This is a genomic window from Flavitalea flava, from assembly GCF_054461575.1.
Genome location: NZ_JBTLQH010000021.1, coordinates 58246 through 73052, shown reverse-complemented (window position 1 = coordinate 73052; position 14807 = coordinate 58246). Strand labels below are relative to the sequence as shown.

Genomic DNA, 14807 nt, shown 5'->3' with positions numbered 1-14807 from the left:
TGATTCCCTCCGTATCAAAATTTTTTCATCATGTTACATTCCTTAGGTCTTGCCACCATACGGATGCTTATATGTTCAGTTGCCTTATTAGTAAGCGATGCAACAACGGTTGTTGGCCAGCCTTATTATTTCAGACATTACCAGGTGGAGAACGGCCTTTCCAACAATACCGTCTTTTGCAGTGTCCAGGATAAAAAAGGATTTCTTTGGTTTGGTACCAAGGAAGGGCTCAACCGTTTCGACGGTACGCATTTCTCCCTTTTTACCCGTAATGATCACAATGAAGGCCCTCTGAGCAGTGATTTCATTTATTGTCTGTTCTGTGATTCGCAGGGCACCCTATGGGTAGGAGGACAGAACGGTCTGTTCCGTTTCGACGAAAAGCAGGAGAAACTGGTCCGTGTCCTGGATTCCCTGACCGAGATCAACTGGATACAAACAGATGACAACGGTAATCTCTGGTTTCTTAGCTTTAATAGGGTTTACCGGTATGATCTGGCAACAAAGAACCTGGCCAACTACTCCGAAAAGCAAAGATTTTCTGCCACATCCATTTGTAAATCGGTGAACGGTCAGGTCTGGTTCACCACTAATGATGGCCATCTTCAGCAATATGATCCGCGGGTGAAATCGTTTACAGCCTATGATCTTTTTTCCCATTCCCCTGAGCCCAGTTCACGATGGCTGCAACGGATCAGATATGCGGGCAATCATATTTTCCTGATCGGAACATCCAATCAGGGGCTGAAGACCTTTAATGATTCCACCGGAACCTACGAGGATATACTTACCTATAACTCCGACAAAACGGCCATATTCGTCAGGGATATTCTCCCGTATTCACCCAATGAATTCTGGCTGGCTACTGAATCGGGGATTTTTATCCTGAATCTTAAAGACAAGGCGCTGACCAATTTAAGAAAAAAATATTCCGACCCTTATTCTCTTTCGGACAACGCAGTGTATACGCTTTGTAAGGACACCGAAGGCGGCGTGTGGGCAGGTACTTTTTTTGGAGGCGTCAACTATTATTCCCGGCAATACTCCTCCTTTCAGAAATATTTCCCGGACAATTCCCCTGTTTCCATAAGTGGAAGCGCGGTGCGGGAGATCTGCCAGGACCAGTATAACGATATCTGGATAGGAACGGAAGACGCCGGTCTGAATAAGGTAAATCCGCTTACAGGGGCCATCACCCATTTTAAACCAGGAGGGGCCTCCACGGATATCGCCTATTCTAATATTCATGGTCTCATAGCCATAGGGAACGATCTTTGGATCGGTACTTTTGAGCATGGCCTTGACGTTATGGATATAAGGACAGGGAAGGTGAAACGCAGATATCTTGCAGGCCCTCGTCCGAATGAACTAAAAAGCAATTTTGCCCTTTGTTTTATACGTACGGAAGCTGGGAAATTAATTCTGGGAACTTCCAGGGGCGCATTTGTTTATAATGAAAAGACCAACGATTTCACACCCATCCCCGGCATTCCGGATATTTTCGTTGCCGCCATTGCTGAAGACCATCTTCATACCCTGTGGATCGGGACGCATGGAGGCGGCCTGTTTTATTATAACCCTGTCACCGGGCAAAAAGGTCATTATGCGGACAATCCTTCCGGAGGAACCGGGTTCGTCATCAATGCCATCATGGAAGACAGCTATAATAATATGTGGTTTTCTACAGAAGGAGGAGGTTTATGCCGGCTGTCGGCGAACCGGAAAAATTTTTCGGGTTTAACCATGGCTACTGGTCTTCCGAGCAATTTTATCTTCAAAACATTAGAAGATAATAATAAAGACATTTGGGTCAGCACCTCCAGGGGACTGGTCAATCTTCACCAGGGTAACGGTCCGGTAACGGTATATACCAAGGCCAATGGCCTGCTCAATGATCAGTTCAATTACAGTTCCGGGTATAAGGCTCCTGATGGCAGGTTATATTTTGGAAGCGTGAAAGGGATGATAACCTTTAACCCAAATGATTTTGTTCCCACGGGTTTCGTGCCCCCTGTTTATATAACCGGTTTCCAGGTCGATAACAAAGAATTAAAGATCGGAAGGGACCGTTCCTTTCTCACAAAATCCATTATTTATACCGATAAGATCACGCTCCCCTATGATCAGTCTTCTTTTAGTATCGATTTCGCCGCGCTGAGTTACAGCTCTCCCGAAAGAACGGAATACAGTTATATTATGGAAGGGCTGGATAAAGCCTGGACCGATATGCGAACGAACCGAAAAGTTTATTTTACCAATCTTTCTCCGGGTTCCTACCATTTCCATGTAAAAGCAGCTACCGGAAGCCATTGGGGCAATAACGAAAAACAGCTTTCTATCGAAGTACTTCCTCCGTTCTGGGCAACGAAATGGGCTTATTTATTATATGCCGTTCTGGTAATCCTGCTGATTTATTATGTTGTCCGGAGTTATCACAGGAGGGCCGAGATAAAAAAAGAGAAAGAGATCTACGAGGCAAAGATCGATTTTTTCACTAATATCGCCCATGAGATCCGAACGCCATTAACCCTGATAAAAGGGCCTGTTGAAAATCTTCGTGAAATGATCGATATCCTGCCGGAGATAAAGGAAGACGTGATCACCATGGAAAGAAATACCAACAGGCTGATGGCCCTGATCACGCAGATCCTCGATTTCCGACAAACGGAGACCAGGGGATTCAGCCTTGACTTCACCCGTGTCAATGTCACGAAGCTCCTGGAGGAAGAATACCTGAATTTCTGTTCACTCGCTAAAAAAAAGAATTTGGTTTACCGGTTCGACCATCCCCGGGAAGAGGTATGGTTACAAGCAGACGAGGAAGCCCTTCGCAAGATCTTCAGCAATCTCCTCAGTAATGCCATAAAATATGCCGGGGAACAAGCATCCGTCCTGCTTGTCAGTCCCGGAGATGAAGACACATCTATAACAATTGAGTTTACGAATGACGGGTTTGTCATTCCCCAGGAAATGAATGAAAAGATATTCGAGCCTTTTTACCGGCTAAAAGAAACCATCAAACAAAAAGGTACCGGCATAGGCCTGGCCTTAGTCCGGTCCCTGGTAGAATTACACAAAGGAAAGGTTTACCTGGATCCGCTGAGACCAGGGATTAACGCATTTATCCTTTGTCTGCCCATATTGTCCGGGCCTGACAAACCCAAAAAATTATCTTTAAAAAAACGATTGCATTTCTCCAGATAAAACGATTACATTTCATCAGAAAAACACCAAACATGCTGCCATTCCTTTTACTTGTGGACGACGAAGAGGAAATCCTTGAATTCCTGGAAAGGATGTTGAATAACCGGTATTCCATTCTTAAGGCTGCCAATGGGAAAGAAGCCCTCGGCATTTTGGAGATGGAAGCCGTCCAACTGGTGGTGAGTGATGTCATGATGCCGGAAATGGACGGGTTCGAATTATGCAGGATCATCAAATCGACTGTCGAGCATTCTCATATTCCCGTTATCCTGCTTACCGCCAGAAATACCCTTCAATCCAAAATAAAAGGACTTGAATTAGGCGCTGACGCTTATATTGAAAAACCTTTTTCAAAAGAACATCTCCAGGCCCAGATCGCCAGCCTGCTGTATAACCGCAATATGGTCAGGGAGTTTTTCTCCAGCTCACCGCTCGTACATATAAAAAAACTGGCTCATACCAAAGCAGATGAACGTTTCCTGGAAACCTTGAACGAGACCATCTGTAAAAACATGGAAGACGTGGAACTGGATGTGGAAAAACTGGCCCGGATCATGATTATGAGCCGGATCACCCTTTACCGGAAAATAAAAGCCTTGTCCGACCTGTCTCCCACCGAAATGATCAATATAACCCGTTTGAAAAAAGCCGCCGAATTGCTGGTTTCAGGAGAACACAGGATCTATGAAGTCTCCGATATGGTTGGCTTTAGTTCCCAAAGCAATTTTGCCAGGATCTTTTTAAAACAGTTTAACATGACGCCAACCGACTATATGCACTCCAAACAAAAAGAGAGCAAAAACGGGTAAATCCGTTATCCATTCCGTAAACGTTTACAAAGAGGTCTTTAACTTAGCAGCTATGAAGGTCCCGATCTTATCCCCTTCCTCCAACCCAGCTACAATGGCGGGCCTGAAATGAATACCTCCGTAAAGGCGGCTGATAGCGGCTTCTTGCGCAGCCTGACGAAAGGACATAAATTGCCGTGCGGGGATGCCAAATTCAAGTTCAGTAGAATCCCCGAACGAAAAATTGTCTCCGAATAATTTGGTTAGCATTACAGCAGCACAAGCCGATACTACGCTATGCCCGCTCGTATGTTCCGGGAAGGGCGGTGTTTGTAATAAAGGCATCCATTGCTGATCGATATATTGATTGATAAATGATTCCGGACGTATCAGCTTGCTGGTGTATTTTTCATCCCAGCAGCCAATGAAACCGTCGGCAATGACGATGGAGATATCCGCATAAGCCTCCAAAGACCTGATAAAATCCAAGTGGTTTTTTTTACAGGCCAGGGCGGTTATATTGATCCAATGTCCTCCCGGTGAAATTTTTTTGGTGGCAAACATAACGTGTCCGTTTACGTTCATTTTAAAAGGGTTACAGTCCCAGAAATCCGCAATAGCTTTTTGCTCCGGCTGCAGTCTTAATCCTGTGTAATAGACCTCCAGGGCATCTTTGTAAAAACGGCTGTTTTTATCAGTCGAAAAAGTATCCGCCGAACCGGGTTTGAATTGTCGGGCAGAATCCATTACGAACGTTCGCATTTTACTCCAATGGGGTTCAACAGCCTTCATATAGGCAGGTGGTGTGGGCTTCCAGGTACCGCTATCTTCGCTGACGTCATATTTGGGAAAAGACCGGGTTTGTTTATAATTATCTCTTCCGGCCCAGGCAAGTACCTGGTCCGCAATTTTTTTCCCGTACCCCAGCGAATTCGTATACACCTCCTCCGGCATTCGGGCATCTTTGAACTCTTTGATCATTTTATCATGGAAAACTTCCATTTGTTCTTCGGAAATAACAAGTGCTTTTCCCACCAACAGGATCGCCTGTACGGCAGCCAATGAATAGGATAGCTTTATACCCGAATCCGGAACAGGCAACGGTTTAAGGTCATTCAACTGGCCAGCGAAGGAAAAATGGTCCGTACTGCCGTTCCTCGCTGCTTCATAACCTGCAATGGTAACATATGCGTAGATCCGGCTGGCAACGGGAGGTGAAAAAATATCATGCACGATCACATCCGTTACCTGCTTAACCGAGCGGTGGATATAGTCCGGGTCGTTCGTCCTTTTCTCCCAATCAGGAGAATCACCGGAAGATTGCCGGGCCTGGGATCGAAGGGCAGTCAAGGGGGTTAAGACGACCAGTGACAGCAGGAAATAAAAAGTCTTTTTATTCATCACCTGCAATATCGGCGGATTCTTTATACAATTCCGGTCATTATTTATTCAGGACGTTACAAAGATTCCTGCCGCCTTCATTTTATAAGCTATTGATATATATTGTGCAAACTAAAGAAAAGCTAACGATGTTATTGCCGGTCCCGTCTTTTCGTTTTGTCATGGCAGCCATGTTCCTGACAAGTATATTAATGGGAATAGGATTAATCGTCCGGGCCCAATCCTCTCCCCTTTTTAAACTTCTTCCCCCTTCGGTAACAGGAGTCCATTTTACCAATAAGATCACCGAGAGCGATTCCCTTAACATTTTACGACAGGCAAATATTTATAATGGCGGAGGTGTCGGCATTGGTGATTTTAACCATGACGGCCTGGTAGATATCTATTTCGCCGGTAATATGGTTTCCAATAAATTATATTTGAATAAAGGTGGTTTAAAATTTGACGACATCACAGAAAAGGCAGGTGTCACAGGAGATGGAAGATGGTGCACCGGAGTATCTGTGGTGGATATAAACGGAGACGGGTGGCTGGATATTTATGTATCCGCATCGTTCCGGAAAGATCCGAAGTTACGGACGAATTTACTATACATCAATCAGGGAACGGACAAGGATGGCATACCGGTTTTCAAAGAATCCGCTCTTGCTTATGGAATAGCCGATACGGGCTTTAGCACTCAAGGTCTCTTTTTTGATTATGATCATGACGGCGACCTGGATCTTTATCTGGTAACCAACCAATTAGACGACCCCAAAACACCGATCCGGTTCAGGCCAAAGGTTTCTGATGGAAGCGCATTAAATACAGACCGTCTTTACCGCAATAATGGCAATGGAACCTTTACCAACGTATCGCGGGAAGCAGGGATCAATATGGAGGGTTGGGGGCATTCGGCCTGCATCACCGACATTAACGGGGACGGCTGGCCGGACATTTACGTTAGCAACGATTTTGTGTCGAACGATCTGTTATACATAAACAACAGGGACGGCACTTTTACAGACCGGTTGGGGGAATATTTCAAACACACAGGCTGGAATGCCATGGGTACGGATATTGCAGATCTCAACAATGACGGATGGCCCGATCTTATCTCTTTAGAGATGCTACCTGAAAATAATCTCCGCAAGAAAAAAATGTTGAGTGGGAATGAATACTATAATTATTTCAATAGCCAGCGTTATGGGTATACGCATCAATACGTGCGTAATGTGCTTCAACTCAACAGAGGGATGAGCCCCGAAGGCCATCCCGTTTTCAGCGAGATAGGTTACCAGGCGGGCATTTACGAGACGGACTGGAGCTGGTGCCCTCTGGTGGCGGATTTCGACAATGACGGACTCCGTGATTTGGTGATCTCCAATGGTCTGCCCAGGGATGTGACCGATCTGGACTATGTCAACTTTAATAATGGACAGGGAGGTGGAATCGCCAATCTAACGTTAAAAATGACGGATTCTCTTCCTGTAGTTAAGCTGGCCAATTATTCTTTTAAAAACCTGGATGGGTATTCATTTCTGAATACCAGTAAGGCATGGGGTTTCACACAGCCTTCCTTTTCGAATGGTGCGGCCTATGCAGATCTGGATAATGACGGGGATCTGGATGTCGTGATCAACAATATCAATGATGCAGCCTTTATTTATGAAAATACGCTTTATGAAAAAGGATACAGTAACAAAGACCGCAACAACCCAACTAATAATCAATACAGTAAGGTCGACAATCACTACATATCCATAGTTCTGGAAGGAAAGGGCCTTAATAAAAATGCAATAGGAGCTACCCTGCGTATTTATTACGACGGGAACAAACAGCAGTATTATGAGCACCAGCCTTGCAGGGGGTATATGTCCACTGATGACTACCGCGCACATTTTGGCGTGGGTAAGGCTAAAAGGATAGATTCCCTGCGGGTACGGTGGCCCGATGGCAAAAGTCAGATAGCAACCAATATTGTGACAGACCAAATCATACAAGTCACCTATTCTGCCACCACTTCGAAATCAGCGGACTCCATAAGCCCCTTTATACAATCATCCACTCCTTCTCTTTTCAAAAACGCATCCGCCGCCTATGGACTAAAATTTAAACATACCGAGAAAGATGTGATCGATTATAATATTCAGCCGGCTCTTCCGCATAAATTGAGTCAGTATGGTCCCGGAATTGCGGTGGGGGATATTGACAATAATGGTTTTGAAGATTTCTATATGGGGGGTTCTGTCGGACATCGGGGAATGTTCTTTATGCAGGATGCAAAAGGAGGGTTCTCCATAGATTCGAATCGGATCCTGGTCAACGACAATCATCCTGCGGAAGATATGGGCGCTCTCTTTTTTGATGCCGATAATGATGGTGACCTGGATCTGTATATAGTCAGCGGTAGTTATGAGTTGGTACCAGGACAGCCTTCCAGCCAGGATGTATTATATATAAATGACGGGAAAGGGATATTTACCCCGAATTATGGGGCCCTTCCTAAAATGTTTTCCAATGGCAGTTGTGTCCGGGCAGCAGATTTCGACGGAGATGGGGATCTTGACCTGTTCGTTGCAGGAAGATGCGTATCGGGTGCCTATCCAACCGCGCCTCAGAGTTATCTGCTGGAAAATCATTCCGGCAGTTTCTTTGATGTGACCAAAAGATGGTGCCCGGAATTACAAAACATGGGCATGATCACCGACGCCCTTTGGTCTGATTTTGATGGAGATGGCAAACCTGACCTCGTACTTACCGGAGAATGGATGGCGGTAACCTTTCTGCATAATACAGGCGGGGCCTTGGTAAATGGCAATGATTCCTCGGGAATCGCTGGTCATACCGGGTGGTGGAACAGCCTGGTTGCTGGAGATTTTGACAACGATGGCGATATCGATTATATAGCGGGAAATCTAGGGCTCAATTCCAATTACAAGGGGACGGATAAGGAGCCAATGATTCTCTACGCGAAAGATCTGGATGAGAATGGGCTTTTAGATGCCATGGTATTTTGTTATATGAAGGCGGAAGATGGGACGCGAATACCTTTTCCAATGACATCCAGAGACGATATGATCAGCCAGATGATCGGTATCCGCAAACGTTACCCTACTTACAAAGCCTATGGCATGGCGTCCCTGGATGAACTCTGGAGCAAAAAAGACAAGGAGAATGCCATGGTATTCAAGGCGACAGATTTGAACACCAGTTATATCGAGAACCTGGGCCATGGGAAGTTTGCGATAAGCCCCCTTCCCCCGGAGGCTCAGATGGCACCTGTTTATGGAATGGCTTGCGAGGATATAGACGGGGATGGGAACGATGATCTTTTACTTACTGGGAATGATTATGGTATGGAACCCTATAGCGGACGTCATGATGCCTTTATGGGTTTATGTCTGAAAGGAGACGGAAGGGGAAAATTCATTCCTTTACCTATCTCCGGGAGCGGTTTTTATGTAAAGGGAGATGCCAAAGGTCTGGCAAAGGTTCATACCGCCAGGGGGGAAGATATCTGGATCGTTACGCAGAACCAGGATAGCCTGCTGGCTTTTCAAAAAAACACTCTTTACAACCCCGTTCAGCCAAAATGGATCGATCTCCGGCCGGAGGATTTTTTGGTGGATATCCTTTACCGGGATAACCGGAAAAAACATCTCGAATGTTACTATGGATCCACCTATCTGTCGCAATCTTCCCGAAAGCTTAGACTGGACAAGGATGTGGCTGCTGTGTTTATTACCGACTTCAGAGGGGTTAAACGGCAAATCGAGTTAACTCTGCATTAAATACCTGTGTATTGCCCCCGGGAATATCCCGATTTCAGGATCTGCCTTTTTTTGCGTAGATTTAAATCTCAATCATCGACGTATGAACGGCAGGGACAAAAGCATCATTTACGGCATCCTGGGTATCTATTCCCTTTTGGTAAGCTGGTATTACAATCATTCCATCATCCTGCTGATCATCCATTATATTTTCTGGCCTATCTATCTCCTTTATGAATTACTGACCGGGCACCTTTCTCATGATATGTGGAAAACCATCCCCCTGTCCTACTTTAAATGATTCATTAACTTAAGCAAGTTCCGGGTTTTGCACCTCTTAAAAGGGGCCTAGTTTTGTATCGTACAAAAAAATACAGCTATGCAGGATCTTACGAATTACGAAAGGATCGCCGAAGCGATCGACTACATAAAGACACATTTTAAAGAGCAGCCTGATCTGAATGAAGTAGCAGGGAAAGTCCATGTCAGCCCTTTTCATTTTCAGCGCATGTTTAAGGAATGGGCCGGAGTAAGCCCCAAAAAATTCCTGCAATACCTAAGTGTCGAGCATGCCAAGGCCATGCTGAAGGATAAAAGCGTAACACTTTTCGATGCCGCCTTCGAAACGGGTCTTTCCGGTACCGGGCGTTTACATGATCTTTTTATAAAGATCGAGGGCATGACACCAGGAGAATACAAAAATGGAGGTGAGGCCTTGTCCATACAATATAGTTTTGCGGAAAGCCCGTTCGGTGAGATCATTGTAGCTTCCACTCCCAAAGGCATCTGTCATCTCGCTTTTGCAGAGAACGAAGAAGAGGCGCTCGCTACCCTCAGAGCCAGATTTCCTCATGCCCAATACAGGCAGAAGGTAGACCTGATTCAGCAAAATGCGCTTTACATCTTCACGAAGGATTGGAGCAAATTATCCGAGATCAAACTTCATTTAAAAGGAACGACCTTTCAATTAAAAGTGTGGGATGCCCTTGTTCATATCCCTATGGGACAGTTATCCTCTTATTCGCTGATGGCAGAAAAGATCGAAAGTCCCAAAGCATCCCGGGCCGTAGGTTCCGCGGTCGGCGCCAACCCGGTAGCCTTTCTGATCCCCTGCCACCGGGTAATACGGGCCACCGGAGAGACTGGAGATTATCATTGGGGGAGTACCCGCAAGACTGCGATGATCGGCTGGGAAGCTGCTAAGGCCTGGGGAGAATAAGTCGTAAGCAAAAAAGATTATATCTTTATTTCCACGGTCTTTTTCCTCGGCGGAAAACATTTTGTCTTGTCACACACCTGGTAGTAAATGCCGCATTTGATCGTCGCCCCTGGTTTTACCCGTGAACAATCGACGGCTACCGAGAACCGGACCTTCCCTTCATATACATAAACACCCTCATTCCCCGGGTAAGGTAAACCCGCCGTGCTCTCCCATTGTTTATCCGAAACCGCGCCTCCGGGCAAATCCAGGAGCATCTCCGTCTGTATAAACGGATCTTCCTTCGGAACATAAGCATAAATATGCCATCCTTTTAAAATATCCGCGTCGACGATGATCCTTCCCCTTTCCAACCTACCCGTTACGGCCACCGGATCCGCAGAACCAGGTCCTGTACCCGGTAAAGAAGCCTCCGTTGTTTCCGAAGCAATCGAAGCAACAGAAGCAACCGCAGCCGCATAGGTATTGACCATGAACTTAAATCCACCGGACTCCGTATAGAACAATCTACCCTTATTTTCCGTCAGCCAATTCCTCCACGCAGCGGCCGTGGCAAACCGCTCCATCGTATATCGCAATAATACCCGGCGCGCCATCGCGGTATCCTTTTTCGCTTCCAGCAAACCGATACATTTCTCCAGCAGGGCTATCTTCCGGTTGGAGATGGCCAGCTTTTGCGCATCTGAATCCAGCTGCAGTCTATATCCGTTCAGTGGATAATAATATTCATAATTATCGCGGTAATATTCATGATACGATTTCGTATTAGTCCCGAATTTTGCGAACAGCTCCGGTCCCGCGTATCCCTTCAGATAGTCTTCAAAACTCTCTATTGCGTCGGTCATAGGCATCTTAAGGAACATCTCATTGCTGTGGCCGATGTCGAAACCGGCAGCCTTCCTTCCCCGCAGCGAGTCCTGCATCCGCAACAACCGCCGATTGCCCTCCCGGCGGGAGACGATCGCCTGATCATAAACGGCGCGGTCGATGCGATAGATCAGTTCATCGATACCTTCCCTTGTTTCTATCTGGACCTTTTTTACGATCGCAGGCTGGTGATCGAACTTTTTGATATAACAAATGACATTGACAAAGACGTCATTGGCCTCTTCGGTCATATATTCCGGGGAACCGGAGAAGCCCCACATGAAATAATTCCCCTGTCGTCCGAGCGATACTGCTTCGGCATTCTTGAGACATACTCCTCCGGAGATGGCTTCTGCGTCCGGGGAATCGTTGAAACCTTCGCCATGCGCCACCATCCCTACCAGATAGGGGGAAGTAATATATCCCAGCGTATTCACCCGCCACATGGGCATGACTGCCGGGATATGCTCCCCTTGAAATCCATTGTAAAAGGAGCCCGGCGTAGGCTTGTCAACCAGGGTCAGGTTCACTTTATTGGGCATATGGAAGATAGCATGCCCGGTACGGATATTCAACGCATCCGACTCGAGGCACTGGCAATACCAGTCGAACTTCAGTCCGATCGGCATTCCGACCAGCGGCGCCATGGCATGCATCAGTATCATTGGCCGGTCGAAGTTGGCAGGCAGCGATACCGGACCCGCGTCCATAATGGTGACATCGGACGAATCGGAAAGTTTTGCCGAATAATCCAGAACGTCTACCGTCCTTACGATGGCAAAATGTTTTACCAAAAAGGACTTCCAGTCATCCATACGTTGTGCATGCACCTCTTTCAGCATGCTATCGGATTGCGTATAATAGACCTGTTTGTCCGGCAAAGGTCTATCAGGGCTGTATCCGACATACAATATCTTCAGGGGAATCTTTTGGGAAACCCCGGCCCCGGCCCCGGCCCCGGTCTTCACGGCTCCGAATATTTCCGCCAACTTTTTATTCAGCGTATCCCCCACCAGGCCGGTAGCCACGATCCTGCCCTGCGGGTCCACCAGGAAACTGGACGGTACCGCGGAGATCCCATAAAGTTTTCCGGCCTCGTTGTTCCAGCCTTTCAGATCGGACACCTGCAGCCAGGGCAGCCCATCCTTTTCGATGGCATCCTGCCATTTCTTTTTGTTGTCGTCAAGAGAGACGGAAATTACCTCAAACCCCTTCTCCTTATATAGCTGATATTGTTTTTTCAGATTGGGATTCTCTGCCCGGCACGGACTGCACCAGCTGGCCCAGAAATCCACCAGGACATATTTCCCCTGTAACCGGGACAGGCTCAGCGGCTTACCGCCCGTGTCCGGTTGTGTGAAGTCAGGGGCCATTGAGCCGGCGACCACCGCAGTCAATGCTACCATCTTTTCATCCAGTTTTTTGCCGGCGAACGAAAGACGCAATGAATCGTCCAGTGTCGCAAAAACAGCTTTTGACCGGGCGGCGCCCGCCGCGTTTTGGGTCTGCTCCATCAACGCAACGACACTAAAAAAGTCATGCGGATGCGTCTTTGCAAATTCCATCTCGCGTTTGGCCCTGTCCGCTACATGCTGCCGGAACTGCCGGTCTACCGCATGGTAATAAGCCGTATCTTTTTTCAGTTCTTCCGTCCCCCTGTTGAAGTCGTCATTAGCCGCCTTGTTCAGCGCCATGATGCTGCCTCCGATAAAGACATTGTAGGCTTTATAGGCATCATTGACCGGAGAGCCGGTGATGCTTGCATTACCCAGTGAATCTTCGGACCGGATATTGATATGTTCGGCCCCGATATAGAAATAAATTACGTCCCCGGTGTAAATAGCCTTTTCTTTTCCGTCTCCTTTCGGAGCAAACGCCATACGTACCGCCGCAGGCCCGTTGACCTTACCGGCAAAAGAAAAAACGCCATTCACCAGTACGGCCGAATCGGTATGCCCGATATCCCCTTCCATATGATCGAAATAGATCTTTGCCGGCGAATTGAAATGGCCGATCCTGCCTTCCAGCATAAAACCGGACGACGCTGCCCTTGAATTTTTGGACTGGGCCTTTGCCATCAGCAGCAAAGGCAGCAGACCCGCTAACAGGAATAATTTTTTGGTCATAAGTAATTTAATTTTCACGGACATAAACATCCATCGGTGAACCGGGAATATTATCGATGCGCCGGATAACGTCTCCATATTTGCCCGTGCTTACGTCCAGGAAAAAGACCGACCCATCCACACCGGTGGTCAGGGTATTGCCATCGGCCGACGCCTTTAGCATCGTGATCTCTTTCCCGCCGAAGTCGGTGGTCAGCGGTTTGAACGACTGGTTCAGCGGATTGTATTCATAAATGGTGGAACCCGAACTGAAAAAGAAGATCTCCTTTGGCGAACTGGCCCATTTCGTATTGGTCTTTATCAGGTCCTGGCGGGCAAAGGCGCGTTTGTAAACCGGGTTTACCTGGATGATCCCCTGGAAGACAGCGCCGAACTCCAGTTCATATATCGAATCATTCGCCGCCTTGCCGAACATATAACAGTTGCTTGCATTGATCTGCTCGAAATCCAGCATGTTCAATCCAACATTGGTGGGGTCAAAGGATGGTGCTGTAACGGTATCTATATATCCGGTGCCGATATAAGAAGGTGACCCGAAGTTCGTGAAGGCAACCACCTGTTTTTTACCGGATTCATACCCCAGGAAATAGGGGAAGATCGGATTAAAAATGGCCTGTGGAAAAAGCTGATAGTCGCCGGTCGCCGGCAGACCGAACTGCCCGTAGATGTCCGAAAAAAATGCCGTTTGCCAGGCGCCCATGTATATCTGGCCGTTGAGTACGCCTTTCAGCACACCCGTCTGCGGATCGTTGCTGAATTGCCCGGGAGTGATGCCCGAAGGAGTAGTAAAGAAATTATCCTTCATGGTCTTTATCTTCAGCAGTGTATTGGGATTCAGCTGTACACCCGGGTTACTTCCCTGCGAAGAAATTATCCAGTAATTAAAAAGCTGCCCGTTGGAGAAATTGGTATTGATCATAGGGATCAACTGCTGTGCATTGGGGGGAAGGTCTGTTCCATTCAGCGTTTTATAGATCCGCAGTTGCATGCTGCTGTCCGGCAGTACAAAGGACAATTGCGACACACCCGCTTCCTGGCTTAAGACCAGGGTTCCTTTGGCATAGATCGTATTCCCCTGGACAATGAAGGAGTAGAAATATTTTTGCCCATTGGCGCTGTCGATGATCGTCAGCTTACCAAAATAACGGGCGGCGGCCAGGGTAAAGACGATCTTCAGCTGTGCGCCGTTCGAGACGATCGGAGGCGTCGTTATTCCTGTTTGGATCTCCCAAGCATAACCCAGTATATGCGCCTTATCGGAGATGGTCGCTTTTGGATCGATGACCAGCGAATCCCCCAGCGTAGCGTAGTACAGCGTATCCAGGTGGACGACCGGCATCGGCGGAACATGATAGATATAATTACCCTTGTCCTTGGTACAGGAGGCCACGCAAAAACCAATACCTGTCAGGAGTAGAATATAAAAAAAAATTGGTTTCATTTTATAGCT

The 14807-nt window shown here is 47.1% G+C and carries 8 protein-coding genes; 5 read left to right on the top strand and 3 right to left on the bottom strand.

From position 1 onward, the window contains the following. Window positions 1–30 precede the first annotated feature (30 nt). Together ACX0G9_RS18285 and ACX0G9_RS18280 are read left to right on the top strand one after the other, a co-directional pair. Window positions 31–3204 carry a ligand-binding sensor domain-containing protein gene (locus ACX0G9_RS18285; RefSeq protein ID WP_459066388.1) on the top strand — a complete coding sequence of 1058 codons (3174 nt, stop codon included), beginning with the start codon at window positions 31–33 and terminating at the stop codon, window positions 3202–3204. 32 nt (window positions 3205–3236) lie between these two features. Continuing rightward, window positions 3237–4013: a response regulator transcription factor gene (locus ACX0G9_RS18280; protein ID WP_459066387.1), complete on the top strand. Its 777-nt coding sequence runs from the start codon at window positions 3237–3239 to the stop codon at window positions 4011–4013. A gap of 24 nt (window positions 4014–4037) precedes the next feature. Here the strand turns inward: ACX0G9_RS18280 and ACX0G9_RS18275 are convergent, their stop codons facing one another. Beyond that, window positions 4038–5393 (bottom strand): vanadium-dependent haloperoxidase, encoded by a 1356-nt coding sequence (locus ACX0G9_RS18275; protein ID WP_459066386.1) that lies wholly within the window; start codon window positions 5391–5393, stop codon window positions 4038–4040. Between the two features lie 104 nt (window positions 5394–5497). Here ACX0G9_RS18275 and ACX0G9_RS18270 point away from each other — a divergent pair, with 104 nt between their 5' ends. The 3 genes from ACX0G9_RS18270 to ACX0G9_RS18260 all read left to right on the top strand — a co-directional run bounded on the left by ACX0G9_RS18270 (window position 5498) and on the right by ACX0G9_RS18260 (window position 10364). Further along, window positions 5498–9166 carry a VCBS repeat-containing protein gene (locus ACX0G9_RS18270; RefSeq protein WP_459066385.1) on the top strand — a complete coding sequence of 1223 codons (3669 nt, stop codon included), beginning with the start codon at window positions 5498–5500 and terminating at the stop codon, window positions 9164–9166. A gap of 82 nt (window positions 9167–9248) precedes the next feature. Further along, complete coding sequence (locus ACX0G9_RS18265) at window positions 9249–9446, top strand: hypothetical protein (protein WP_459066384.1); 198 nt, start codon at window positions 9249–9251, stop codon at window positions 9444–9446. Window positions 9447–9524: 78 nt separating this feature from the next. Beyond that, a complete protein-coding gene (locus tag ACX0G9_RS18260) occupies window positions 9525–10364 on the top strand; it encodes a bifunctional transcriptional activator/DNA repair enzyme AdaA (protein ID WP_459066383.1) in 840 nt (279 codons plus the stop codon). Between the two features lie 17 nt (window positions 10365–10381). Here ACX0G9_RS18260 and ACX0G9_RS18255 read toward each other — a convergent pair whose 3' ends face one another. Further along, window positions 10382–13357 carry a redoxin family protein gene (locus ACX0G9_RS18255; protein ID WP_459066382.1) on the bottom strand — a complete coding sequence of 992 codons (2976 nt, stop codon included), beginning with the start codon at window positions 13355–13357 and terminating at the stop codon, window positions 10382–10384. A gap of 7 nt (window positions 13358–13364) precedes the next feature. Next, window positions 13365–14798 carry a PKD-like family lipoprotein gene (locus ACX0G9_RS18250; RefSeq protein WP_459066381.1) on the bottom strand — a complete coding sequence of 478 codons (1434 nt, stop codon included), beginning with the start codon at window positions 14796–14798 and terminating at the stop codon, window positions 13365–13367. Window positions 14799–14807: the final 9 nt, after the last annotated feature.

Excerpts from the sequence above, each read along its gene's own strand:
- ACX0G9_RS18255 (WP_459066382.1), bottom strand. The coding sequence starts at position 13,357 with ATGACCAAAAAATTATTCCTGTTAGCGGGTCTGCTGCCTTTGCTGCTG.
- ACX0G9_RS18250 (WP_459066381.1), bottom strand. The coding sequence starts at position 14,798 with ATGAAACCAATTTTTTTTTATATTCTACTCCTGACAGGTATTGGTTTT.
- ACX0G9_RS18280 (WP_459066387.1), top strand. The coding sequence starts at position 3,237 with ATGCTGCCATTCCTTTTACTTGTGGACGACGAAGAGGAAATCCTTGAA.
- ACX0G9_RS18285 (WP_459066388.1), top strand. The coding sequence starts at position 31 with ATGTTACATTCCTTAGGTCTTGCCACCATACGGATGCTTATATGTTCA.
- ACX0G9_RS18260 (WP_459066383.1), top strand. The coding sequence starts at position 9,525 with ATGCAGGATCTTACGAATTACGAAAGGATCGCCGAAGCGATCGACTAC.
- ACX0G9_RS18265 (WP_459066384.1), top strand. The coding sequence starts at position 9,249 with ATGAACGGCAGGGACAAAAGCATCATTTACGGCATCCTGGGTATCTAT.
- ACX0G9_RS18275 (WP_459066386.1), bottom strand. The coding sequence starts at position 5,393 with ATGAATAAAAAGACTTTTTATTTCCTGCTGTCACTGGTCGTCTTAACC.